The sequence below is a fragment of the Streptomyces sp. NPDC058683 genome, assembly GCF_042716195.1.
Classification (GTDB): Bacteria; Actinomycetota; Actinomycetes; order Streptomycetales; family Streptomycetaceae; genus Streptomyces.
The window spans coordinates 1-23,096 of the sequence record NZ_JBHXSK010000003.1 but is presented as its reverse complement, the minus strand read 5'-3'; the positions used below and the strand labels follow the sequence as shown (position 1 = coordinate 23,096).

Genomic DNA, 23,096 nt, shown 5'->3' with positions numbered 1-23,096 from the left:
CTCCCCCAGACTCCGTCTGGGAGGTACCCCCACACACCATGATTGGGTAACCAGTGCTTTTGAAAACCTTCGGCTGGTCGTTCGCGATCACCGCGCTCGGCCTGGTCGCCGCGGTCTTCTACGGGGGGTGGGAGGCCTTCGGCATCGTGGCGATCCTCGCCGTCCTCGAGATCTCCCTGTCGTTCGACAACGCGGTCGTCAACGCCGGAATCCTGAAGAAGATGAACGCCTTCTGGCAGAAGATCTTCCTCACGGTCGGCGTTCTCATCGCGGTCTTCGGCATGCGGCTGGTCTTCCCCGTCGTGATCGTCGCGGTCACCGCCAAGATGGGTCCCATCGAGGCCGTCGACCTCGCACTCAACAACAAGGACCGCTACCAGGAACTGGTCACCGACGCCCACCCGGCGATCGCCGCCTTCGGCGGCATGTTCCTGCTGATGATCTTCCTCGACTTCATCTTCGAGGACCGGGACATCCAGTGGCTGCGCTGGATCGAGCGCCCGCTGGCCAAGCTCGGCAAGGTCGACATGCTGGCGGTCTGCATCGCCCTGATCGTCCTGCTGATCACCTCCTTCACCTTCGCCACCCACGCCCACCAGCACGGCGGCGGCCACGTCGACAAGGCGCAGACGGTCCTGATCGCCGGTATCGCCGGCCTGATCACCTACATGATCGTCGGTGGCCTCTCCGGCTTCTTCGAGGACCGCCTCGAAGCCGAGGAGGAACGCGAGCACGAGGCGGAGGAAGAGGCCGAGCGCACCGGCAAGAAGAAGTCGGCGGTCCTGCTGGCCGGCCAGGCCGCGTTCTTCATGTTCCTCTACCTGGAGGTCCTGGACGCGTCCTTCTCCTTCGACGGCGTGATCGGCGCGTTCGCCATCACCAACGACATCGTCCTGATGGCCCTCGGCCTCGGTATCGGCGCGATGTACGTCCGGTCGCTCACGGTCTACCTGGTCCGCCAGGGCACCCTCGACGACTACGTCTACCTGGAGCACGGCGCCCACTACGCGATCGGTGCGCTGGCGGTCATCCTGATGGTCACCATCCAGTACCAGATCCACGAGGTCATCACCGGTCTCGTCGGCGTCATCCTGATCGGCTGGTCGTTCTGGTCCTCCGTACGACGCAACCAGCGGTTGGCGGCGGCCGAGGGAAAAGCGGGGACGGACGAGAAGGCTGAGGTCTCGTCCGGCGTCTGAACCGGCTCGTCGGGCCGAAAACGGAGGGTGTGACACCCTTCTGGACGAGGAACGCTCTGTTCGGGGCGGCCGACACGGTCGGCCGCCCCGAGGCGTCGGCGGAAGTCTCTGGGGGCGGTAATGGGTTTCTTCGACGGACTGATGGGCGGAAGGGCGGCCGAGTTCGACTCGGGCAGTGCCGCGTCCAACGCCATCGAGCTCACCAAGCGGCACCAGCAGGTGTCCCTGACGAAGCAGGGCGCGGCCACCGGCAACCTGCGCATCAACCTCGCCTGGCGGATGCGGACGTCCGACTTCGACGGCGAACAGCGGACCAGCCTGTTCCGGCACCCCTTCAAGGCGCTCAGGCCGCCGGAGGTGCTCGGACACGGGCAGAGCATGGTCAACGTCGACCTCGACCTCGGGGCGCTGTACGAGCTGGCCGACGGGAGCAAGGGTGTCGTACAGCCGCTCGGCGGCCTGCTCGGGGACGTGAACGCACCGCCGTACGTCAAGCTCAGCGGCGACGACCGGTTCGGGTCGGCGTCCGGCGAGACGATGTACGTCAACCTTGATCACCGGGACAACATCAAGCGGCTGCTGGTCTTCGTGTACATCTACGACCAGACGCCGGCGTTCGACCGCACCCACGCGATCGTCACGCTCTACCCCAGCAACGGGCCGCGGATCGAGATAGGCCTGGACGAACGGCATCCGCAGGCCCGGTCGTGTGCGGTGGTGATGATCGAGAACGTCAAGGGGGAACTGGTCGTCCGGCGCGAGGTGAAGTTCGTGTACGGGTTCCAGGGGGAGCTGGACCGGTTGTACGGGTGGGGGCTGCAGTGGGGGCGGGGTTACAAGACGAAGGTGGAGAAGTAGGGCGGCGGCGGGGGCACCGTCACCGCCCGATGAACTGCGGTCCCTGCGGAGGCAGCCGGAAGTCCGTGTTCGGGACCGTCGCCACCGGGATCGGGGCCGGCGGGGGGTAGCCGTAGCCCGACTGGGGCTGCTGCTGGGGGTAGCCGTAGGCCGGTGAGGCCGGCTGGGGGTAGCCGTACGCCGGCTGGGCCGGGACCGTGGTCGGCTGCTCGGGCGGCAGCGGCTGGGAGGCCGGGAACTCCTCCAGCGACTCCGACTCGTCCACCGAGATGCCGAAGTCGGTCGCCAGGCCCTTGAGGCCGTTGCTGTAGCCCTCGCCCAGCGCGCGGAACTTCCAGCCCTCGCCCCTGCGGTACAGCTCACCGCAGATCAGGGCCGTCTCGGCGCCGGTCTCCGGCTTGATGTCGAAGTGGGCCAGCGGCTCGGCGTCGGGAGCCGAGGCGTCGTACAGCAGGATGCGCAGGGCGGGTACGTGTTCGAACGGGACGCCGTCCGCCGATGCGACCAGGAGGATTCGGCCGACGTTGGGCTCGACACCGGGGAGATCTGTCTGGATCGTGTCGGTGAGGCCTTCGGCCACCCGTTTCTTGCCCAGCCGCCAGACCTTCCCGGAAGGGTGCCGGGGCTGATTGTAGAAGACGAAGTCCTCGTCGGAGCGCACACGTCCGTCGGGGCCGAGGAGCAGCGCCGAGGCATCGACGTCCGGGACTCCCTGCCCGGGGGTCCAGCGCAGTACCGCCCGGACCGTGGTGGCCTCCACGGGGACGTTCGACCCCTTCAGCATCGCGTGCGTCATGCGGTCATCCTGCCCTCTCGGTCCTGGTCACGACAACGCGGGGGGCTCCGTGACCGACACAGGCGGGTTACCTGGAATTCATGCCCGGCGGGAACCCTCGACATGGCTTTGTACGTACTATTACCGGCCACCCTTTACCAATTCCACAGCCTAGGTCTACGCCGCCGCGGGGAGTTTTATGCGTCATTTCGGGCACATCGCACCTGAGGTGCGGCAGCGACTCTTCCACCAGGAGCCGTGCGAGTTCACCGCCGACTCCCCGGCCCGGCTGCTCTCCGCGGCCCTGGGCGCCACGCTGTACAGCCCGGCCACCCGGGAGCGGCTCGCCGACGACATCGTCAAACAGGCGGGACTCGGCGTGGTCTCGATGGTGCTGTGCCTGGAGGACTCCATCGGCGACGAGGACGTGGTGGCGGGCGAGGCGAACCTCGTCCGCCAGTTCGCCGACCTGGCCGCTCGCGCCCGGGCGGGCGTGGAGCTGCCGCTGCTCTTCATCCGGGTGCGCGAGCCCGAGCAGATCCCCGATCTGGTACGGCGGCTCGGCGGCAGCGTGTCGCTGCTGTCCGGGTTCGTGTTCCCGAAGTTCACCGAGGAGCGCGGCATCCCCTTCCTGGAGGCGCTGACCGGAGCCGAGGCGCGCAGCGGCCGCCGGCTCTTCGGGATGCCCGTCCTGGAGACGCCCGAGCTGATGTACCGGGAGACGCGCGTGGACGCCCTGGAGGGCATCGCCCGCGCCGTCGACAAGTATCGGAGCAAGGTGCTGGCGCTGAGGCTCGGGGTGACCGATTTCTGCTCCTCGTACGGGCTGCGGCGGGCACCCGACATGACCGCCTACGACGTGCAGATCATCGCCTCCGTGATCGCGGACGTGGTGAACATGCTGGGGCGGGCGGACGGCACCGGGTTCACGGTGACCGGGCCGGTCTGGGAGTACTTCCGGGTCCCCGAGCGCATGTTCAAGCCGATGCTCCGCTCCAGCCCCTTCCTGGAGGAGCAGGCCGTGGAGCTGCGCGACCGCCTCATCGAACATGCCATGGACGGGCTGCTCAGGGAGATCTCCCTGGACCACGCCAACGGCCTGCTCGGCAAGACCTGCATCCACCCCTCGCACGTCCTCCCCGTGCACGCGCTGTCGGTCGTCAGTCACGAGGAGTTCTCGGACGCCCAGGACATCCTGCGGCCGGAACGGGGCGGTGGGGGTGTACTTCGCTCGGCGTACACGAACAAGATGAACGAGGTGAAGCCGCACCGCGCCTGGGCCGAGCGGACCATGCTGCGGGCCGAGGTGTTCGGCGTGGCCAACGAGGACGTCGGCTTCGTGGAGCTGCTCGCCGCCGGAATCCCCGGCTGACGGGCCCTAGGGGACGACACAGGAAGCACATGAACATCGCAGTGAACAACGGGGACTGGTCCGGCAGCTGGGTCGCCGAGCGGCTCGGCGTCGAACTCGTGGGCGACGACGGTCTGCGGGCCCTGCTCGGACTGGCCCTGCGCCGCAACCCCAAGCGGGCCCACCTGCTGGTCTCCAACGTGCTCGGCAAGCACGTGCCGCAGTCACCGGCGGTGGTGTACGGCCACGGGTTCAGTCTGGGCCGACGGGTACGTGAGCTCCTCGGCGACGAGGAGGCGGCCCGGGCCGTCGTGGTGGGCTACGCCGAGACGGCCACCGGCCTCGGCCACTCCGTCGCGGACGGCATCGGCCTCGCCCCCTACCTGCACTCCACGCGGCGCCCGGTCCCGGGCATCACCCCGGCCGGCGGCTTCGAGGAGTCCCACTCCCACGCGACCTCGCATCTGCTGCTCCCGGAGGACCCCGCGCTGCTGGCCGGCGGCGGCCCGCTGGTCCTGGTGGACGACGAGTTCTCCACGGGCAACACGGTCCTGAACACGATCAGGGACCTGCACGCCCGTTATCCGCGGAAACGTTACGTCGTGGTGGCTCTGGTCGATATGCGGTCACCCGCGGACGCGGGTCGCCTCGCGGATCTCGCCGGTGAGATCGGCGCGAGGGTGGACCTGGTGGCCGGCGCGTCGGGGTCCGTGAAGCTGCCCGACGGCGTTCTGGAAAAGGGGCAGGAGCTGGTGGCTCGGTACGAGGAGAGTGCCGCGCAGGGTGACCGGTCGGGTGCGGCGCCGTCTGGGCTGAGCGCGCAGTTCCCCGCGCCCCTAGGTGGGTTGACTGGTCGTCGCCTTCAAGGGCAACGCCCTGAAGGGGCGCGGGGAACTGCGCGACCAGCCCCCACCGGCCCGCAGACGACCGACGACCGCACCACCCCGCACATCACACACGTCGACCTGCACTGGCCCCGGGGCCTCCCCGACGGCGGCCGGCACGGCTTCACCCCCGCCCACCGAATACGCCTCGAAACGGCCCTCCCCGCCATGGCCGCGCGCCTGGCCGAGGCCCTGCCCTCCGATGCCCGCCGCGTACTCACCCTCGGCTTCGAGGAGCTGATGTACGCCCCCCTCAGAGTCGCCCGTGAGCTGGAGCCCCTCGTCGCCGCCGAGGTGCGGTACTCCACCACCACCCGCTCACCCGTGCTGGCCGTCGACGACCCCGGCTACGCCATCCGCAGCCGTCTCGTCTTCCCGGCCCACGACAACCCCGCCGACGGCCCCGGCGAGCGCTACGCGTACAACGTGGCCGGCGCCGGCTTCGACGCGGTGGTCGTCTTCGTCGACTCCACCGGCGACACCCCCGAACTGCACGCCCCGGACGGCCTGCTGGCCCGGCTCGGCGCGCATGCCCCGCATGTCCTGCTCGCGGTCGTACCGTCGTACGTCCCCGCGCTGACCGAAGAGAGCCCCGCCATGCTGCCCGAGCCCCTCCGAGGCCCCGCCTTCTCCTCGTACCCGCCGGAGGACGTCGGCTGGCTGCTCCAGGACCTCTCGGACGTCACGCTGGAGGCGCCGACCGAGGAGCGCGAGGAGGCCATCCAGGGCGGTGGCGCGCACTACGCCGAGTCGCTGCCGGTGGAGTACCAGCCGAGCGAGCAGTACCAGGCGTTGTTCCACGCGGCCCTGGAGACCTCGGCGGCGCGGCTCGCGCAGGCGGTCGGGGTCGTCACCGAGACGGTGATGGCCGAGCGGTCGCCGCGGCCGGTGCTGGTGTCGCTGGCGCGGGCCGGGACGCCGGTGGGCGTGCTGATGCGCCGCTGGGCGCGGTTCCGGTACGGCGCCGAGCTGCCGCACTACGCCGTGTCGATCGTGCGCGGCCGCGGTATCGACGCGAACGCGCTGCGCTGGCTGGCGGACCGTCACGATCCGCGGGACGTCGTGTTCGTGGACGGCTGGACCGGCAAGGGCGCCATCACCCGGGAACTCGCCGACGCGATCGAGGAGTTCGGGGAGCGGGAGGGCGTCTCCGGGTTCGACCCGGAGATCGCGGTGCTCGCGGACCCCGGGTCGTGCGTGCGGACGTACGGCACCCGGGAGGACTTCCTGATCCCCTCCGCCTGCCTCAACTCGACGGTCTCCGGGCTGATCTCGCGGACCGTGCTGCGGGCCGACCTGGTGGGTCCCGACGACTTCCACGGCGCGAAGTTCTACCGCGAGCTGGCCGGGGCCGATGTGTCGGTGGCCTTCCTGGACGCGGTCGCGGCGCGGTTCGAGGAGGTCGTGGACGCGGTGGACGAGGCCGTGAAGGAGCTGGCCGTCGCGGACCGCACACCGACCTGGGAGGGCTGGGCGGCCGTGGAGCGGATCAGCGAGGAGTACGGCATCCACGACGTGAACCTCGTCAAGCCGGGCGTGGGGGAGACCACCCGGGTGCTGCTGCGCCGGGTGCCCTGGAAGATCCTGGCGCGGGCCGGGGCCGGCGCCGACCTGGACCATGTGCGGCTGCTGGCCGAACAGCGCGGTGTACCGGTGGAGGAGGTCGGCGAACTGCCGTACACCTGTGTCGGGTTGATCCATCCCAAGTACACGCGCGGGGCGACCGGCGCCGACGGCAAGGCGGTGAACGTCTGATGGCGCTGCTGGTGGCGAGCGACCTCGACCGTACGCTCATCTACTCGGCGGGTGCCCTGGCGCTGACCATGCCGGACGCGCGGGCGCCCCGGCTGCTCTGTGTCGAGGTGCACGAGAGCAGGCCGCTGTCGTACCTGACCGAGACGTCCGCGCGGTTGCTGACCGAGCTCGGCGACGCGGCCGTCTTCGTGCCGACGACCACCCGGACCCGCAAGCAGTACGAGCGGATCAACCTGCCGGGGCCCGCGCCGCGGTACGCCATCTGTGCCAACGGCGGGCATCTGCTGGTGGACGGGGTGTCCGACGCGGACTGGCACGGGCAGGTGCTGGCGCGGCTGGCCGACGAGTGCGCGCCGCTGGACGAGGTGTGCGCGTATCTGTCGGAGCACGCCGACCCGGTGTGGCTGCGCAAGCTGCGGGTCGCCGAGGACCTGTTCGCCTACCTGGTGGTGGAGCGGGAGCTGCTGCCCGAGGAGTGGGTGAAGAGCCTCGCGGTGTGGGCGGAGAACCGCGGCTGGACGGTGTCGTTGCAGGGGCGGAAGATCTACGCCGTGCCGAAGCCGCTGACGAAGAGCGCGGCGATGCGGGAGGTCGCGCGGCGGACCGGCGCCGAGCTGACGCTGGCTGCGGGGGACTCGCTGCTCGACGCCGACCTGCTGCTGGCCGCGGACCGTGGCTGGCGCCCGGGGCACGGCGAGTTGGCCGACGCCGGATGGGCCGGGCCGGCCGTCGTCGCGTTGCCGGAGCGCGGGGTGCTGGCCGGAGAACGAATCCTGCGGGAATTCCTGAAGACGGTCCGTACGGAGGGCTAGCCGCAGCAGCCGCCGCCGCAACAGCCGCCGGAGCTGGGAGCGGCGGCGGGTGTGGCAGCCGTACCGCCCACCGCCACCGTGGACAAGAGCTTTACGGTGTCTTCATGCCCGTGCGGGCATGCTGCCGGAGCGGACGACTCGGCCATGGGGCGGGACAGTTCGAAGGTGTCGCCGCAGGTGCGGCAGCGGTACTCGTAGCGGGGCATGGGGACAGGCTAACGGGAGTACTGAGGAAGTGATGGGCATCACTGCACCTCAGAATTTCATGAGTGTTCCTTTCTGTCCGATACTTGTGCGGAGATTTTGAAAAGATCGCTGATAATTTAAGCTGGCCGCGAGGAGCCGAAAGACCGGGGGATGAGGGGGGCTCGCAGCGCCGCGCCCACCGCGGCCCTGCCACCCGTCGTGTCTAACCGCGCGCGCAAGACCGAGTGCGAGGGGAGACGCAGTCGTGACGGACGCATCGGAGCGGACGGGCGACCCGGAGGACGGCCATGACCAGGCCGGATCCCGGGATCGAAAGCCGTTCGAGCCGGACGCGACCCTGCACCTGAAGGTCGACGGCCTGCGGGCGGAGCATGCTCCGCGGCAGAAGGGTGACGACGCTCAGCGTGCGCAGGAAGTCGCACGGCAGAAGGCGGAGGCGCTCTGGAACGAGCTGCACGCCCTGCGGGCAGGGAAGGCCGACGCAGCGAAGGCGGGGGAGGGCGCGGGCGACATCCCGGCGCCCCGCGCGGGGGAGCGGCGGAAGAAGCCGGATCCGCCGAGGCATGACGAGACCCTGCATCTGAAGGTGGACGCCCTGCGGGCGGACGTCACGATGCAGATCCGGGTGCCCGAGCAACGGCAGCCGGAGCCGGAGCCGTCGGCCTCGGGCGGCCGTGCCGAGCGGCGCCGCAGCGCCCGCCCGTCGCCGCGTGAACGCGTGCTGGCGGCGGTGGCGGGACTCCGGGCCCTCGTGGGGCCCCGACTCGCGCCACTGGCCCCGTACGCGCAAAAGCTGCGGCCGAAGTACCCGCGGCCCGGCCGGACCGGCTGGCGGCGCTGGATACCGTCCTGGCGGCAGTGGCTGGGAGGTTTCTTCGGGAGCATCGGCCTGACCGGGCTGTTCCTCGTCGTCGCCTACGCGGCCACGGACATACCGTCCAACCTCAACACGTACGCCACCCAGCAGGACAACGTGTACTTCTGGTCCGACGGGACGCCGATGGCCCGGACCGGCTGGGTGCAGCGGCAGGACATGCCGCTCAAGGACATACCGGTGGACGTGCGCTGGGCGGTGCTCGCGGCGGAGAACGAGAGCTTCTACTCCGACCCCGGTATCTCGGTCAAAGGCATAGCCCGGGCCCTGTATCGCACCGTTGGTGAGGGGGACACCGAGGGCGGGTCCACCATTACCCAGCAATATGTGAAAAACGTCTATCTGACACAGAACCAGACGGTGAGCCGTAAATTCACCGAGGCGATGATCTCCCTCAAGCTCGACAACAGGATGAGCAAGGACCAGATCCTGGAGGGCTACCTCAACACCAGCTGGTTCGGCCGGGGGACGTACGGCATCCAGCGCGCCGCCCAGGCCTACTACGGCAAGGACGTCGGCGATCTGAACGCCAGCCAGGCCGCCATGCTCGCCTCACTACTCAAGGGCGCCGGGCTCTACGACCCGACGCTGAGCAAGGCCAACCACCAGCGGGCGGTGGAGCGCTGGTCCTGGATCCTGGACCGGATGGTCAAGATCGGCAAACTGTCGCCGGCCGAACGGGCCACGTACAAGACCTTCCCGGACCCGATCAAGAACAACAAGGTCTACGACACCGGCAGCCAGAGCGACTACCTGGTCGAACTGGCCCAGCAGTACGCCAAGAAGTCCGCCCATATCTCGGACAAGCAGTTCGACCTCGGCGGATACCAGATCTACACGACCTTCGACCGCAAGAAGGAGGACACCCTCACCAAGGCGGTCAGCAAGGCCCGCAAGGCGGCCAAGGAGAGTGACCCGGGGCTGGCGAAGGCCGCGCACTACGGCGCCGCCTCGGTCGCCACCGACGGACGCATCGTCGCCGTGTACGGCGGACCCGACCACCGTACGCAGGGCTACAACGAGTCCAACTCGACCACCGTCCCGGCCGGTACCGCCTTCCTGCCCTTCGTCTATGCCGCCGGGCTCCAGAACGGCGTCCACAAGGAGCGCGGCGGGGCCGCCACCTCGGTCACCCCGGAGACCCTTTACGACGGCAACGACAAGGTCCCCGTCACGACACCGGACGGGCCGTACTGGGACCGCAGCGGCAAGAAGGTCCACGCGAACAACGACGACGGGACGTCCTATGGGCAGATCAGCCTGGCCCAGGCCCTCGCCCGGTCCGTGAACACACCGTTCATGCAACTCGGCATGGACACCGGGCTCGACAAGGTGCGGTCCACCGCGGTGGCCTCCGGGCTGCTCGCCGACAGCATCGGGGCACAGGTGCCGACGCTGTCCATGGGCAGCTCCACGCCCAGCGCGATCCGGATGGCGAGCGGCTACGCCACCTTCGCGGCCGGCGGCAACCACACCGAGCCGTACTCGGTCTCCAAGATCACCCGCAACGGCCACCGGGTCGTCCTCGACACCCCGCAGCCGACCCGAGCGGTCCGCGACGACGTGGCCGAGGACGTCCAGCTGGCGCTCACCGAATCGTTCCGCCTCGCCCACCCGACCGCCTCCGCCGGTACCGGTGCCGGGGCGGTGGGCAAGGCGGGTACCACCAACGCCACCGGCAAGGACACCGCCTCCTGGTACACCGGCACGGCCTCGTCCGTGACCACGTCCGTCGTCGTCTACCGCATCGACCTGAACAAATCCCTGGAGCCGCTCCCGCTCAAGGGACTCGCCGGCACCGGCGACGACAACGTCCCGTACGCGGTCTGGGCACAGGCCATGGGCCTTGACTGACCACCGAAGCCCGAAGCTCCCCACACCACCCGCAGAATGAGCCCCGCATGAAGCCCCGCACGAAGTCGACAACCGGCGGCCACCGCCGCAAGGCGCCCGCCCGCGACCGCCGTCCAGCCCGCCCGGAGTTCCTGACCCTGGCCGCCTTCCTCGTCGTGGCCTCCCTCGTCGCGGGCTATCTGGTGCTCACCAGACAGGACGACACGGCGCCCACCGCCGCCGGCACCAGAAAGGCCTCCCCGTCGGCGTCGGCGAGCCCGAAGTGGGACGGCAAGACCAAGATCCTCGGGGACGGCTCGACGTCCTACACCGGGCCGCAGACCGACCAGTTGAAGCCCGAGAAGCTCAAGCCGGGTGAGAAGCCGCCCCAGTTCGTCGTCTTCTCCTGGGACGGCGCCCTGGAGGGCGACGACCATCTCTTCTCGCACTACCGGGAGATGGCCAAGGAGTACAACGCCCACATGACCTTCTTCCTCACCGGCATCTACCTGCTGCCCAAGAGCAAGAAGTCCCTCTACACCGGGCCGATGCACTCCCCGGGCGACGCCGCCATCGACTACGCCACCGACGAGCACATCCGCACCACGCTGGAGCAGCTGCGCGAGGCCTACAACCAGGGCAACGAGATCGGCACCCACTTCAACGGCCACTTCTGCGAGAAGAAGGGCGGCGGCGAGTGGAGCGTCGCGCAGTGGAAGAGCGAGATCGACCAGTTCTACAAGTTCGTGGAGAACTGGAAGACCAACACCGGCTTCAAGGACATCCCCGCCCTGCCCTTCGACTTCAAGCAGGAGGTCGTCGGCGGCCGCGCCCCCTGCCTGGAGGGCCAGCCCAACCTGCTCAAGGCCCTGCAGAAGTACGGCTACAACTGGAAGTACGACGCCAGCTCCCCCGGTGACTACCAGATATGGCCGTCCAAGAAGAACGGCCTGTGGAACTTCCCGCTGGAGCTGCTGCCCTACGGCAACAACATCCAGGCCCTGTCGATGGACTTCAACTTCCTCTACAACCAGTCCAACGGAGAGGTCGACGGCGACTCGTCCCAGTACGCCACCTGGGAGCAGGAAACCGTCAACTCCTACATGAACGGCTTCAACCGCGTCTACTACGGCAGCCGGGCCCCGCTGTTCATCGGCAACCACTTCGAGGACTGGAACGGCAGCATCTACATGAAGGCCATCGACCAGATCATCCCGAAGATCTGCACCAAGAAGGGCGTCAAGTGCGTCTCCTTCAAGGAACTCTCCGACTGGATGGACGCCCAGGACCCGGAGACCCTCGCCCGGCTGCGCTCCCTGGACCCGGCACAGGCCCCGGCCGACTGGTCGACCATCGTCAAGTGACCACGGCGCAGTGACCACAGCGGGTGACACGGTTCAAGTACGGGGCACCGCAAGCGGATTCTCCAGATGCAACCCCCTTCACAGGAGCCACACACGTCGTGCGAAGATGCCGTCGCCCGGTAGGTGTACCGGCGTAGAGGGGAAACACCATTGAAATCCAGAAAACTGAGCCGTAAGCGCAGCCGTGCGGCCATAGTCACGGCGGCGGCTGCCTCGGTCGTCGCCGGCGTCGCCCTCGTGCCCAACTGGAGCGCGGGCGCGGCCGTCGTCGACGACCCGACCGTGGACGCCGCGACCAAGGCGACCTTCCAGAAGCTGGCCGACGCGGTCTTCACCGACCGCACCCAGGCCCTCGTGCGCGGGGCCACCACGAAGCAGAGCACGTCCCGCTTCTCCGGCGACGTCCGCCTGTCCAGCACCCAGTCGCGTGACGAGAACTCCGCGCTGACCCAGCTGCGCGGCCGCCAGAACAGCCTCGCCGAGCTCGGCGAGACGTACAGCGCCGGCAACACCCGGGTCACGCTCGACGCGACCCGCGTCACCGGCCGCACCGCCAAGGCAGACGTCACCGAGACCACGACGCTGACCTACGCGAAGGCCACCGGCAACGCGCCGAAGACCACCGGCTTCCAGTCCCACCACGAGCTGACCTTCAAGGCCGACCAGCAGGGCACCTGGCAGCTCAGCACCATCAAGGACACGGACGACGGGGGCCTCGCCGTCAACACCCTGTCCAAGCCCTCGGTCAAGGCGCCCGCCACCGGCGACGACGGCGACACCATGCCGAACGCCCCGCGCGCGGCGACCACCCGCAACCCGGCGGCCGTCCCGAAGACCAGCACCACGTACGACTACAAGGCCATGGCGACCTACGCCGAGAAGTACTGGAACGTCTACAACAAGGACTACCCGGACTTCAACGGCCACGCCGACGGCGGCGACTGCACCAACTTCGTCAGCCAGTCCCTGAAGGCCGGCGGCTGGAAGCACGCCCCGGGCTACGTCTACGACTACACGAAGTGGTTCGGCACCGCCGACATCCAGTCCGACTCGTTCGTCGGCGTCAACGAGTGGTCCTGGTTCGCCCAGAACTCCAAGCGGACCACCCCGCTCGCCAACGTCTACCAACTGGAGGTCGGCGACGTCCTCCAGATGGACTTCGACCGGGACGGGTCCAAGGACCACACCATGATCGTGACGTACAAGAGCAACGGCGTCCCGTACGTCACGTACCACTCGAACAACACCCTGCGCAGGTCGGTGGCGAGCCTCATCGCGTCGTACCCCAACGCGTACTACTACGCCTACCGCACCTGATCACCGGAGGTGACGGCCCGCTGTTCCGCATCGGGGTGGCGGGCCCGCCAGTACGGGTTGTCGTGCGGCAGGTTCGTACTGACCCTGCCGTACATCCCGAACACCATCAGCACGATGCCCACCACGAAACTGAACAGCACGTTCTGGATCCTGAAGGCCAGGAAGTTCGAGTCCGTGTCGAGCAGGCCCAGGAACAGGAAGCCGTTCAGGATGAACAGCACACCGAGCACCATGTTCAACGTGGACGCGAAGTTCCCGCCGATCACCGTCCCGGCGAACAGCAGGACCCCGACACAGATCGACAGCACGCTCAGCGCGCCGTTGGTGTTCAGACCGATCGCGGTGTTGCCGCCGGTGTCGAAGAACCCGATGTTGTTCGTGAGCCCGAGGATGCCGAAGGCCAGCAGGAACAGGCCCATCAGGCCCGCCCCGATCCGGTAGACCCTGTTCAGGCGGTGGTCGACGGGCAGCGCCTCGTCGAACATGATCCGCCGCCGCGTCCCCGGGTGCGTTACGTGTGAGGCCATCTCCGCCTCCTGATCTCGAATGCGGGTTCTACCCAATATCCGCCCGCGCCGACCGGTCGGCAACGGCTCACGGATGAGCGGTGCCCCGGTCCTCCCGGATCTGCCCGACCACCCGCGCCACCGACGCCCGTACCGCTTCCGTCTCCGTCAGGAAGTGCCAGTAGTCGGGATGGCGCCCCTCCAGCGTCCCCACCGCCCGCTCCAGCCGCGCCACCGCGTCGTCCAGAGGCCGCGCGTGCCGCGGATCGGGACTGTTGCGCCCGGACATCGCCAGCCGCTGCGCGTCCCGGATCGCGAACCGGGTCCGCTCGATCTCCGCCTGCGGATCCTTCTGCACGGCGTTCAGCCGGGCCAGCCGGTCACCGGCCGCCGACACCGCCTCGTCGGTACCGTTCAGCAGCGCCCGCACGGTCGACAGCAGCGAGGTGGCGTCCGCCCACTTCTGCGCGTCCCGGGCGGCCTGCGCCTCCTTCAGCTTCTGCTCGGCCTGCCGGACGTTCTCCGCGGCCTGCCGGGGCACCTGCTGCAGATCCTGCCAGCAGGCGGCCGAGAACCGCCGCCGCAGCTCGCTCAGCACCGGGTCCACCTGCCCGGCCCGGGTGGTCAGCGCCTGCGCGCGGGTGCGCAGACTCACCAGCCGGTGATCGATCTCGGCGGCCTTCTCCGGCAGCCGCTCCGCCTCGACCCGGATGGCCTCGGCCTCCCGCTGCACCCGCCCCGCCCGCTCCAGGGTCGCCTGCACACCATGCTGACCCGCGCCCTGATTGAGCTTCGTCAGATCCGGCGAGAGCGCGGCCAGCCGAGCCGCCAGCTCATCGGCCCTGATCCGGGTCTCCCGCACGGCATCCAGCGCGTTGCTGGCCGCCAGCAGCGCCTGCCGGGCCCGCTCCACGGCCGGCGCGAGCCGCGCCAGCTGCGTCTCGGCCTTGCCCAGCAGCGGCCCGAGGGACTCCCCGAACCGGTCCAGCTCCCCCTTGACCCGGACCAGCTCGTCCTTGGCCCCGGAGATCTCCCCGCGCGCCCGCGCCGCAACCGAGGCTTCGAGGTCGTCCCGGTCCAGGTCGTAGGCGTCGATGGCCTGGATGTAGCGGTTGCTGACCTCGTCGATCCGCCGCCCCAGCGCCTCGAAGTCGGAGACGGCACGGCGGGCGGCCGGTGTGTCGTCGACGGCGGAGATGGTCTCTATGGAGATCCGCAGATCCCGCTGGGCGGTGTCCAGCTCGTAGAAGGCGTTGGCCGCGGCGTCCTTGGCCGCCTGGGCCTCGGCCCGCTGGCTCTCCGCGCGCCCGCCGAACCACCGCCGGGTACCGCCCCCGGCGAACGCCCCCGGCACCACGAGCACGGCGAGCAACGGCAGGCTCACGAGGGTGAGAACGTCCCGGAGAGGAGTGCGCCGGTCCCGCTCGGGGGGCGAGTACGACTGCTCGGATGCCGCCGAAGTCGCCGATGTCGCCGTCACTTCTCCCTCTCCCGTGCCGCGGTGCGCCCCAGTGTGCTGGCGGTCCTCACATTCTCCCACCAGTAAAAGACGAACACACGGGCCGGTCAGTTCGCGGTTCGCGGGATCGGTCCGCGGTACTTCCCGGCGGGTCCGGCCCGGATACGGGTTTGCGGGACAGCGCCTCGGGCAATGTAGGCTGTCGACTCGTTCAGGGTGCGTAGCTCAGGGGTAGAGCGCCTGCCTTACAAGCAGGATGTCGGCGGTTCGAAACCGTCCGCGCCCACGTGAATGAGAGGACCCCGGCCGGTGCGGCCGGGGTCCTCTCGTGTTCTCAGGCCTCCTCGCGCGCGTGCTTGAGGCGGCTTCGGGCGTCGACCCGGTCCGGTGCCGTGACCTCCGCCCAGAAGCGGTGCCCGCTGACGAAGACGGCGAGTTCGTGTTCGCGGCGGCGCAGCTTCTCCACCTCGGCCTGTTCGTCCTCGGTCCAGCCCGGGGAGGCGGGGCGCTCCACCTTGCGCCAGCCGCCGCCGTCGCTGAATCCGTCCAGCGGCTCGACCGACCAGGGGAGCCGCTTCAGCAGGGCCGACAGCTCGGCCCGGACCTGATGCAGCTCCTCCTGACCGGCGAGGAGGTCACTCGGAAAGTCATAGGTCGCAGCCACGCGGCAATGGTACGCCTGTTCGATTTTAGGTGGCGAGTTGGTTCGTGGGGTTCATGCGTTCGAGCGGCCTTGTTGCGCGCGCCAGAGCCAGGTGACCCGTTCGTACAGGGGCTCGAAGCCGGCGCGCAGCATGTTGTGCAGGGACGTGTTGTGTTCGCCGGGGCCCTCGGCGCCGGTCTCGGCGACCAGCCATCGGCAGCCCGCGGCCCGGGCGGCCCGGACGCGGGCGGTGAGCAGCGCCGACTGGGCGCCGCGGCCGCGGCCTTCGGGGAGCGTCGCTCCGCCGAACATGTCGGCGCACTCGCCGTTCACGAAGAGGCTTCCGACCGCGATGATCCGCTCGCCCTCCCAGGCGGCGTACTGCCGCCAGTTCGGCCTGCCCACGCAGGCGGCGGCCATGTCGGCCATGGCCGGCGCGGTGAACCCGAAGGTGGTCATCATGACGGTGGCCCACTCGCGCGCCTGGTGGGGCTCGACCATCCCGACGCGCAGGCCCGGGCCGAGCGCGGCGACCCCGTCGGTCGCGGACAGGGCGGTTTCGACGTCGCATCCCAGCTTGGCGAACCGGCTGCCCTCGGTGAGGCGCAGCCTTGCGGCGGTCGAGGGCCAGTCCGAGGGCAGCAGCGGCGGCGCGATCATGAGCGAGCCCTGGGGCACGCCCTGCTCGCGGAAGAAGTCGCAGACCCGGGTCGAGACGTCCGCGGTGGCGGGCTGGTCCGGGCCGAACCCCCCGGCCCGGTTGAAGAAGCGGCTCGGGTCCTCCCGGATCGCCAGCGCCAGCGCCGGGCCGACGTGCAGCGAGCCGATACCCAGTTCCTCCCGCACCGGCGCCGGCGCGCCGGTCGCGAAGTCGGTGTATGCGGCCATCTCGGTCTGTTCGGCCAGGCCGACCGGCACGGTGGTCTTCATGCCCGGTCTCCCCTCTCTCGTGTCTCTCGAACGAAGTCCAGCACGGCGGCGGTGAACGCGTCCGCCTCCTCGATGTGCCCGAAGTGGCCGCTGTCGCGCAGCTCGCACAGCCGTGCGTCCGGCATGCCGGCGTGCATCTCGTACGCGAAGCGGGGCGGGCAGACGAAGTCGTGGGTACCGACGACCACGAGCGCCGGCACGTCGATCGTGCCGAGCCGGTCCCGTACGTCCCAGCGGACCGGGAGCCGGTTCGGGTCGTGGGTGACGGCTGGGGAGAAGTCTCCCTCCCGGTCGACCGTCCTGCGGTGGTCGGCGAAGTAGGCCGGCAGGATGCCGTCCAGGTAGCGCCGGTGCGACTCGTCGTCGGTGATCTCCAGGTTCCGCGCGACATGAGCCGAGTCCCACATCCGGCCCGCCTCGGCCGCCTCGGGGCGGTCCGGCCAGCGTCGGACGAAGGCGGCCATCCTCTCGGTCGCGGTCGTCATGAGTTCCTCCCCGGTCACGGGCGCGGTGTCGTAGAGGACCAGCCCGTCGAGACGCTCGGGGTGGTCGAGGCCGAACTGGAGGGCGACGAAGCCGCCGTGCGAGTGGCCGAGGAAGTACCCGGTCGCGGCGCCGACGTCGTCGAGGACGGCTTCGGCGAAGTGCGCGTAGCGGGACATGGAGTAGTCCCCGTCCGGCAGTGGGTCGCTGTCGCCGGAACCGACCGGGTCCAGGTACACCAGGGTCAGCCCGCCGTGCAGTCCGGGCATCCGCAGGTATTCCGGGTGCACGCCGGGGCCTCCGGAGTGCACCAGGCATACCGGTCCCGCACCCGCGACCCGGTAGACCTGGCGTGTTCCGCCGACGACGACGGTCCGTGTCTCACCCACGGCGGCTCCCGGGGGCCGCCCGGTGCCGGGACTGTGGTTCGTTGTGTTCATACCCGCACGATGCGGTGAGGGCCGGGGAAGTTCGATCGGCCGCCGGATTTCTCTGTCGGATGCGCCGATGCGCCGATGCGCCGATGCGCCGATGCGCCGATGCGCCGATGCGCCGATGCGCCGGATGCGTCGTCAGCGGTGGCGCGGGTGGTAGAGGCGCACTCTGCCGACGCGGCCCCGGTCCAGGAAGTGGACCCACACGACGCCCGGCGGGCAGTGGAACGGGTCCTCCGGCGGGTTGTGCATCGCGGCCTCCCAGATGACCACCTCACGGCTGGCCACCACGTTCAGCAGCTCGTGGCGTACGCCGTCGGACAGGTCATGGTCGAACGCGGTGGGCAGGTAGTCGATGCCGGTGTGCCTGCCGGTCGGCCATGTCACGTCCGCCTGCGGCGACCACCACTCGGACAGTGCCGAGGCGAGCTGGCCCCGGTGGGCGGACGCGATGGTCTCGTCGGCCAGTCTGAGGTGCAGTGCGCTCAGGGCGGTGGCGTCGTCGTGCGCCCGGTCGGCCGAGTTCAAGAGCGCCTCGGCCAGCTTCGCGCGGGCCTGATGGAGCCGGCTGCGCACGGTTCCGACCGGCGTGGCACACAGCGCCGCGATGTCCTCGTAGGACGTGACGTCGGTGAAGTAGCGCAGCATCGAAACCAGCCGCTGCCCCGGGGGCAGGTCCTCCAGCGCGCTCCAGACCCAGTCCCGCAGCGCGTGCCGGTCGAGCACTTCCGCCGGGTCCGTCGGACCGTCCGACCGGTCCGACGCGACGGCTTCCGCGACATCGGCCACGGGAACCGCGCGCATCCTGCGCAGCTGGCTGCGGCACACGTTGCGCACCACCATCCGCAGCCACGGGCCGACCGCCTCGGGATCCCGGATGTCCCCGATCCGGCGCAGCGCGACGAGTGCCGCCTCCTGCAGAGCGTCCTCGGCGTCCTGGCTGTGGCCCAGCAGCGCCAGTGCGACCGCGTACATACCCGCTCGGTGTCTGGCGAGCAGCAGCCCGAGACAACCGGCGTCGCCCCCGCACGCGGCGCGCACCAGCTCGGAGTCCCGTGGCATCCCGGTGGGCAGAAGATCCGCCACACCTCGACAATACCTCTGGGCTTCGGCGAGACGGCCGGGCTGGTACGACGGCCACGGCCACGGCCACGACTCGTCATCCGCACCGACAAGGTCCCGCCCGTGGGTGAGAGCCTGGGGGCGGAGATCGCGTTCCCGCCCGGCGGGAGGACGGAGCAGGAGACAGGATGAGTGGGCGGCAGTCGACGTTCGTGAAGGTGTGCGGGCTCACCCAGGAGCAGCAGATCGACTGGGCCGTCGAGCTGGGGTACGACGCGGTCGGGATCGTGGTGACCCCGAAGAGCAAGCGGTACTGCCCGCCCGGGCGGGCGGTGGAACTCGCCGGGTACGCCCGCGGCCGGATCCCGGTCTTCGCCGTGGCCCTGACGTACGCCGAGACGGCCGGGGTCGCCGAGCACTTCGACACCGTCCAGATCTACGAGACCGCCGCCGTCCCGAACCTCGCCCTCGCCTCCGGTACCCCGCCCGAGCGGCCGGAGGCCCTCCAGTACTTCTTCTACGACGCCAGCGCGGGCAGCGGCGTGTTCGCCGACATCCCCGCCTGGGTCGCGGACGTGCCGGGGAAGGTCGTCATCGCCGGCGGCCTCGACGAACACAACGTGGCCGGTGTCATCGAGGCCTTCGGCCCCTACGGCGTGGACGTCTCCAGCAGTGTCGAGACCGCGCCGGGGGTCAAGAGCCGCGAGAAGATGGCCTCCTTCATCGCGGCCGCCCGGACCCCCGGGCGGGACAGCCGCTGAGCGCCGCTGAGCGCTTCGCCGGAGGCGCGGTGATGTGCCGTCGTTCGGCTGCGGCGCCGACCTGGCCGGTCGCACCCCGCGCCCCTTCGGAGCGTCGCACCCCGCGCCCTTTCGGAGCGTCGCACCCCGCGCCCCTTCGGAGCGTCGGACCGCAGCCGACCTCGCTCGACCCGCTCAGTGCCCGGCTTCGCGCAACTCCCGCACGATACGGGCCGTCACCGGCACGGGTACCCCGTGACGGTCCGCCGCCCGCAGCAACGCGCCCCCGATCGCGTCGAGTTCGAGCGGGCGGCCGGCTTCCGCGTCGCGTTGCATCGAGGACTTGGCGGCGGGCGGGAAGGCGTCGTAGCGGGCCAGGGCCTGGGCCGGGTCGACCGGGGCGCCGCAGGCGCGGCTGACCGCGGCCGTCTCCGCGACGAGCGAGGCCAGTTCGTCGCGGTGCCGGGTGCGGGTCTCGCCGAGGGGGAGGCCGTAGCGGGTGGTGAGCAGGGCGAAGGGCGCGAGGAACGACATCTTCGCCCACAGGGCCGTGGTCTCGTCGTCCAGGACGCGGGTGGCAGGGCCGGCCGCGGTGAGGGCCCCGGCCAGGGCCTCCAGGCGGGGGTGGGGGACCTTGGCGCCGGTCAGGTCGATCTCCGCGAAGGGGCTGGTGTGTTCGACCAGGCCGGGGGCCGGGCGGGTGGACTCGACGCGGATCACCGAGGGGGCCACGAGGTCGGGGGCGTAGCGGGCACGCAGCAGCGCGGGGTGCTCCACGCCGTTCAGGAACGGCACGAGGAGGGCGTCGCCGACGGCCGTGGGCGGGATCCGGGTGAGGGCCGCGTCCAGGGCGGTGGCTTTGACGGTGATCAGGCAGGCGTCGACCGGTTCGCGCAGGGCGGTGTCGGCCTCCACGGCGGCGGTGAAGTCGCCGAACAGGCCGCTGCGGACCTGGATTCCGGCGGTACGCAGGGTGTGGGCCGTCTCGTCGCCGGCCAGGCACAGCACGCGGTGGCCGGCGCGGGAGAGCAGGGCCGCGAGCAGTCCGCCCACGCCACCGGGACCCAGAACGGCGACGGTGAGCCGGGGACCGGGTGCGCTGTCCGGGCCGTCCGGGAAGGCCGACGCGTCGGCGGTGTCCGGGGTGTCCGGCGTGTTCGGTGTGTTCGTCATCGGGCTGTCCTCTCGTCGGTCGGCCCCGGGTGCGGTGGCCGCCACAGGACGATCCTCGCAGGAGGGAGGGGAGCTGCGGGAGACTGGGGACATGTGCCGGAGTATCAAGACCCTGCGTCCGCCTCAGCTGGCCGAGGAGGCCACCGAGGAGGAGATCCGTGCTGCCGCGTTGCAGTACGTGCGGAAGGTGTCCGGGTTCCGGGCGCCGGCCGCGCACAACCGGGAGGTGTTCGAGCGGGCGGTGGAGGCGGTGGCGGCGGCTACCGCCGAGCTGCTCGGGGGACTGGAGGTACGGGGGCAGGCTGTGCGCGAAGCCGCCGGTTGAGGCTCGATCGCCCGCGTGACGGATCAGGCCGGGCGTCTTCGCATCAGGAACCCCGCTCCGGCCCCCGCCCCGAACAGCGCCACCACCGAGACCGCCGTCGCCAGCCAGGTCGCGCCCAGCCACTGGGCGCCCAGGTAGCCGAGGGCGACGCTGTAGACCGCCCAGGTCAGGCCCGCCAGGGCGGACCAGGGGAGGAAGTCGCGGATGCGGCGGTGGGTCGCGCCGGCGCCCAGGGAGACGAGCGAGCGGCCGGCCGGGGCGAAGCGGGCGAGTACGACCAGCGCGCCGCCGCCCCGGGTCAGGGCCTCGCCGAGACGTTCCTGCGCGCTGCTCAGCCGCCGGGAGCGGGCGATCGCACGGTCCAGGCGGGCCCCGCCGCTCCAGGCCAGCCGGTAGGCGACCAGGTCGCCGAGGACCGACGCGGCGGCCGCGCAGAAGGTCAGCGCGAGGATGTCGGGTATGACGTGCGGGACGTGCCCGGGAGCCGCCCCGGTGCCCGCCGCCGCTGCCGTGGCCGCGGTGATGACCAGGACACCGCTGGGCAGGACCGGCAGGAACACATCAAGGAGCACCGAGAGGGCCACCATGGCGTATATCCATGGCCCGGCCTCCAGCGACCCCATGCTTTCCCACACGACGGTTCCCCCGTGATTGTCCTGTTGCGCCCCCCGACGTCAGCCATACAGCGTACGCGGGGGGTGTGACAGGAGTTTCACGGGGGGGGTTGGCGAATCGGCAAAGGATTAAACGGCCACCGGCGTGTTCCGCGCACCCGGCAGGACCGGCCGCTCTCCCGCCTCGGGCGCGGCCGTCCGGAGCACCGCCCGTGCGATCGCGTCGGCGTCCGACAGGGTCACCGAGTCCACGCCCGGCCGCGCGCCCGCCGCGGTCACCCAGTGCACGCCCTCCGTGGGCACGCCGAAGGCGAACCGTCTCGGGTGCGGCAGGCCGTGGCGGTCGATCAGCCGGTACGGGCGCGGGGTCACGTCCAGACCCCCGGTCTGGTGGCCGTCCACCCGGTGCGGGCGGCACGCGCCCTCCCGCAGCAGCCGGCCCAGCAGCTCGTCGGCGGTACGGCGCAGGTCCGGCTCCGGGAGGCGGGCCTCTATGAGCGTGGTCACCCGGACCGCCGAGCCGGGGACCGCCGGGGAACGGGCCACCCACGCGCCGTCCGCCCGGCCCACCTCCAGACCGGGACCCAGCACCTCCACCACGCCCGCCGCCAGCAGCGCGGTCAGCTCCTCGACACGGCGGCGGGGCGGGCCGATGGACAGGAACGCGTTGAGCGGCGTGTACCAGCCGTCCAGGTGGGCCCGCCGGGAGGCGCCGGCCAGGCCGCCGTGGTCCACGACCAGCCGTATCTCGTTGCGCAGGTCGCGCAGCACGTCCAGGGCCGCCTTGTGCGGGCCGCGCACATTGCCGAGGGCGGCCTGTGCCGCGTCCTCGCGGAGGTGCCCGAGGAGCCAGTCGCGCCAGTCCGCCGGACCGGTGAACTCCCGCTCCCCGTACGGGTGCTGGAGGCGCTCCCAGGACCAGCGGTCCGCCTCCGGGACACCGGACCCGTCGAGGACGGCGGTCTCCGCGGGCCGGCCGTCGGCCGCGAGGAAGCGTTCGGTGAGGTCCGGGTCGCCGGTCAGGGCGGTGTAGTAGACCGTCTCCACCTCCTTCGCGACCAGCGGCCAGACCTCCGCGAGGAAGTCGGGCGCCTCGCCGGAGTCCGCGCGTTTGCGCAGGCCCGCGATCACCTCGGGGGTGAGCAGCAGCGGGGTGTGCCGGCCGTACGGGCCCTTGGCGTTGTCGCCGCGCGCCTGGTAGGGGACGCCCCGCCGGGAGCCCGCGTACAGGCGGGGCTCGCGGCCGGAGGGCGTGTAGCGCAGGCCGCCGGCCGGGGTGCGGGTGAAACGGCCGCCCCGGCCGGTGGTGAGCAGGGCGAGGTGGTCGAAGAAGTTGAGGCCGAGGCCGCGCAGCAGCACCGGCTCGCCGGGGGCGATCGGGGCGAGATCGACGTCGGCCGGGTTGGCGGGCGGGATGTGGCGCAGGCCGTGCCGGGCGGCGTGTGCCAGGTGGTGGCGGTCCTCGGGGGTCGCCGTCGCCGGGAGGTGGCCCTGGGCC

At 70.7% G+C, this 23,096-nt stretch carries 21 protein-coding genes and 1 tRNA gene; 11 read left to right on the top strand and 11 right to left on the bottom strand.

What is annotated here, in order from left to right; translation table 11 throughout:
• Nucleotides 1-53 precede the first annotated feature (53 nt).
• Complete coding sequence (locus ACFWXC_RS03935; RefSeq protein WP_384472608.1) at nt 54-1,199, top strand: DUF475 domain-containing protein; 1,146 nt, start codon at nt 54-56, stop codon at nt 1,197-1,199.
• Between the two features lie 120 nt (nt 1,200-1,319).
• A complete protein-coding gene (locus ACFWXC_RS03930) occupies nt 1,320-2,057 on the top strand; it encodes a Tellurium resistance (protein ID WP_384472605.1) in 738 nt (245 codons plus the stop codon).
• Between the two features lie 19 nt (nt 2,058-2,076).
• Here ACFWXC_RS03930 and ACFWXC_RS03925 read toward each other — a convergent pair whose 3' ends face one another.
• On the bottom strand, nt 2,077-2,853 hold the full coding sequence (locus ACFWXC_RS03925) for a TerD family protein (protein WP_384472602.1): 777 nt from the start codon (nt 2,851-2,853) through the stop codon (nt 2,077-2,079).
• A gap of 178 nt (nt 2,854-3,031) precedes the next feature.
• Here ACFWXC_RS03925 and ACFWXC_RS03920 point away from each other — a divergent pair, with 178 nt between their 5' ends.
• The 3 genes from ACFWXC_RS03920 to ACFWXC_RS03910 are packed head-to-tail and all read left to right on the top strand — an operon-like array spanning nt 3,032 to nt 7,634.
• Nucleotides 3,032-4,204 carry an HpcH/HpaI aldolase/citrate lyase family protein gene (locus ACFWXC_RS03920; protein ID WP_384472599.1) on the top strand — a complete coding sequence of 391 codons (1,173 nt, stop codon included), beginning with the start codon at nt 3,032-3,034 and terminating at the stop codon, nt 4,202-4,204.
• 29 nt (nt 4,205-4,233) lie between these two features.
• A complete protein-coding gene (locus tag ACFWXC_RS03915; protein ID WP_384472596.1) occupies nt 4,234-6,822 on the top strand; it encodes a phosphoribosyltransferase in 2,589 nt (862 codons plus the stop codon).
• Entirely contained in the window at nt 6,822-7,634 is an 813-nt protein-coding gene (locus tag ACFWXC_RS03910) for an HAD family hydrolase (protein WP_384472593.1), read from the top strand. Before ACFWXC_RS03915 ends, ACFWXC_RS03910 begins: the two co-directional genes overlap by 1 nt.
• On the opposite strand, the gene ACFWXC_RS03905 is transcribed toward ACFWXC_RS03910, so the two are convergent.
• Nucleotides 7,631-7,840 carry a zinc ribbon domain-containing protein gene (locus ACFWXC_RS03905; RefSeq protein WP_384472590.1) on the bottom strand — a complete coding sequence of 70 codons (210 nt, stop codon included), beginning with the start codon at nt 7,838-7,840 and terminating at the stop codon, nt 7,631-7,633. The two genes, ACFWXC_RS03910 and ACFWXC_RS03905, sit on opposite strands and share 4 nt — an antisense overlap.
• 614 nt (nt 7,841-8,454) lie before the next feature.
• On the opposite strand from ACFWXC_RS03905, the gene ACFWXC_RS03900 reads away from it, so the two are divergent.
• From ACFWXC_RS03900 to ACFWXC_RS03890, 3 genes are all read left to right on the top strand, one after another.
• Nucleotides 8,455-10,569 carry a transglycosylase domain-containing protein gene (locus ACFWXC_RS03900; protein WP_384473429.1) on the top strand — a complete coding sequence of 705 codons (2,115 nt, stop codon included), beginning with the start codon at nt 8,455-8,457 and terminating at the stop codon, nt 10,567-10,569.
• 47 nt (nt 10,570-10,616) lie between these two features.
• Nucleotides 10,617-11,912, top strand: coding sequence for a hypothetical protein (locus ACFWXC_RS03895; RefSeq protein ID WP_384472587.1), 1,296 nt, complete (start codon nt 10,617-10,619; stop codon nt 11,910-11,912).
• A 150-nt stretch (nt 11,913-12,062) separates the two neighbouring features.
• Nucleotides 12,063-13,229 carry an amidase domain-containing protein gene (locus tag ACFWXC_RS03890; protein ID WP_384472584.1) on the top strand — a complete coding sequence of 389 codons (1,167 nt, stop codon included), beginning with the start codon at nt 12,063-12,065 and terminating at the stop codon, nt 13,227-13,229.
• Here ACFWXC_RS03890 and ACFWXC_RS03885 read toward each other — a convergent pair.
• Nucleotides 13,217-13,756 carry a DUF4383 domain-containing protein gene (locus tag ACFWXC_RS03885; protein ID WP_384472581.1) on the bottom strand — a complete coding sequence of 180 codons (540 nt, stop codon included), beginning with the start codon at nt 13,754-13,756 and terminating at the stop codon, nt 13,217-13,219. The genes ACFWXC_RS03890 and ACFWXC_RS03885 overlap by 13 nt on opposite strands.
• 67 nt (nt 13,757-13,823) lie before the next feature.
• Nucleotides 13,824-15,215 (bottom strand): hypothetical protein, encoded by a 1,392-nt coding sequence (locus ACFWXC_RS03880; protein WP_384472578.1) that lies wholly within the window; start codon nt 15,213-15,215, stop codon nt 13,824-13,826.
• 193 nt (nt 15,216-15,408) lie between these two features.
• Here ACFWXC_RS03880 and ACFWXC_RS03875 point away from each other — a divergent pair.
• Nucleotides 15,409-15,480: transfer RNA gene (locus tag ACFWXC_RS03875), tRNA-Val, on the top strand.
• Between the two features lie 48 nt (nt 15,481-15,528).
• Here the strand turns inward: ACFWXC_RS03875 and ACFWXC_RS03870 are convergent.
• From ACFWXC_RS03870 to ACFWXC_RS03855, 4 genes are all read right to left on the bottom strand, one after another.
• Entirely contained in the window at nt 15,529-15,858 is a 330-nt protein-coding gene (locus ACFWXC_RS03870) for a hypothetical protein (protein WP_384472575.1), read from the bottom strand.
• A 51-nt stretch (nt 15,859-15,909) separates the two neighbouring features.
• Nucleotides 15,910-16,767: a GNAT family N-acetyltransferase gene (locus ACFWXC_RS03865; protein ID WP_384472572.1), complete on the bottom strand. Its 858-nt coding sequence runs from the start codon at nt 16,765-16,767 to the stop codon at nt 15,910-15,912.
• Nucleotides 16,764-17,639, bottom strand: coding sequence for an alpha/beta fold hydrolase (locus tag ACFWXC_RS03860; RefSeq protein WP_384472569.1), 876 nt, complete (start codon nt 17,637-17,639; stop codon nt 16,764-16,766). The genes ACFWXC_RS03865 and ACFWXC_RS03860 overlap by 4 nt, the downstream gene beginning before the upstream one ends.
• A gap of 183 nt (nt 17,640-17,822) precedes the next feature.
• Nucleotides 17,823-18,770 carry an RNA polymerase sigma factor gene (locus ACFWXC_RS03855; protein ID WP_384472566.1) on the bottom strand — a complete coding sequence of 316 codons (948 nt, stop codon included), beginning with the start codon at nt 18,768-18,770 and terminating at the stop codon, nt 17,823-17,825.
• Nucleotides 18,771-18,934: 164 nt separating this feature from the next.
• Here ACFWXC_RS03855 and ACFWXC_RS03850 point away from each other — a divergent pair, with 164 nt between their 5' ends.
• A complete protein-coding gene (locus tag ACFWXC_RS03850; protein ID WP_384472563.1) occupies nt 18,935-19,507 on the top strand; it encodes a hypothetical protein in 573 nt (190 codons plus the stop codon).
• A 174-nt stretch (nt 19,508-19,681) separates the two neighbouring features.
• Here the strand turns inward: ACFWXC_RS03850 and ACFWXC_RS03845 are convergent, their stop codons facing one another.
• Nucleotides 19,682-20,659, bottom strand: coding sequence for a ketopantoate reductase family protein (locus tag ACFWXC_RS03845; protein WP_384472560.1), 978 nt, complete (start codon nt 20,657-20,659; stop codon nt 19,682-19,684).
• Between the two features lie 91 nt (nt 20,660-20,750).
• On the opposite strand from ACFWXC_RS03845, the gene ACFWXC_RS03840 reads away from it, so the two are divergent.
• A complete protein-coding gene (locus ACFWXC_RS03840) occupies nt 20,751-20,984 on the top strand; it encodes a DUF2277 domain-containing protein (RefSeq protein ID WP_384472557.1) in 234 nt (77 codons plus the stop codon).
• Nucleotides 20,985-21,007: 23 nt separating this feature from the next.
• Here ACFWXC_RS03840 and ACFWXC_RS03835 read toward each other — a convergent pair whose 3' ends face one another.
• Nucleotides 21,008-21,607, bottom strand: a complete 600-nt coding sequence (locus ACFWXC_RS03835; protein WP_384472554.1) for a DedA family protein — start codon at nt 21,605-21,607, stop codon at nt 21,008-21,010.
• 120 nt (nt 21,608-21,727) lie between these two features.
• Nucleotides 21,728-23,096: FAD-binding protein (locus tag ACFWXC_RS03830; protein ID WP_384472551.1), on the bottom strand; the 1,369-nt coding region annotated here is incomplete at its 5' end.

What these genes read in the sequence shown, in the direction of transcription:
- ACFWXC_RS03885 (WP_384472581.1), bottom strand. Translation starts at nt 13,756, where the DNA reads ATGGCCTCACACGTAACGCACCCGGGGACGCGGCGGCGGATCATGTTC.
- ACFWXC_RS03840 (WP_384472557.1), top strand. Translation starts at nt 20,751, where the DNA reads ATGTGCCGGAGTATCAAGACCCTGCGTCCGCCTCAGCTGGCCGAGGAG.
- ACFWXC_RS03925 (WP_384472602.1), bottom strand. Translation starts at nt 2,853, where the DNA reads ATGACGCACGCGATGCTGAAGGGGTCGAACGTCCCCGTGGAGGCCACC.
- ACFWXC_RS03845 (WP_384472560.1), bottom strand. Translation starts at nt 20,659, where the DNA reads ATGACGAACACACCGAACACGCCGGACACCCCGGACACCGCCGACGCG.
- ACFWXC_RS03865 (WP_384472572.1), bottom strand. Translation starts at nt 16,767, where the DNA reads ATGAAGACCACCGTGCCGGTCGGCCTGGCCGAACAGACCGAGATGGCC.
- ACFWXC_RS03915 (WP_384472596.1), top strand. Translation starts at nt 4,234, where the DNA reads ATGAACATCGCAGTGAACAACGGGGACTGGTCCGGCAGCTGGGTCGCC.
- ACFWXC_RS03835 (WP_384472554.1), bottom strand. Translation starts at nt 21,607, where the DNA reads ATGGGGTCGCTGGAGGCCGGGCCATGGATATACGCCATGGTGGCCCTC.
- ACFWXC_RS03920 (WP_384472599.1), top strand. Translation starts at nt 3,032, where the DNA reads ATGCGTCATTTCGGGCACATCGCACCTGAGGTGCGGCAGCGACTCTTC.
- ACFWXC_RS03905 (WP_384472590.1), bottom strand. Translation starts at nt 7,840, where the DNA reads ATGCCCCGCTACGAGTACCGCTGCCGCACCTGCGGCGACACCTTCGAA.
- ACFWXC_RS03895 (WP_384472587.1), top strand. Translation starts at nt 10,617, where the DNA reads ATGAAGCCCCGCACGAAGTCGACAACCGGCGGCCACCGCCGCAAGGCG.
- ACFWXC_RS03900 (WP_384473429.1), top strand. Translation starts at nt 8,455, where the DNA reads ATGCAGATCCGGGTGCCCGAGCAACGGCAGCCGGAGCCGGAGCCGTCG.
- ACFWXC_RS03850 (WP_384472563.1), top strand. Translation starts at nt 18,935, where the DNA reads ATGAGTGGGCGGCAGTCGACGTTCGTGAAGGTGTGCGGGCTCACCCAG.
- ACFWXC_RS03910 (WP_384472593.1), top strand. Translation starts at nt 6,822, where the DNA reads ATGGCGCTGCTGGTGGCGAGCGACCTCGACCGTACGCTCATCTACTCG.
- ACFWXC_RS03930 (WP_384472605.1), top strand. Translation starts at nt 1,320, where the DNA reads ATGGGTTTCTTCGACGGACTGATGGGCGGAAGGGCGGCCGAGTTCGAC.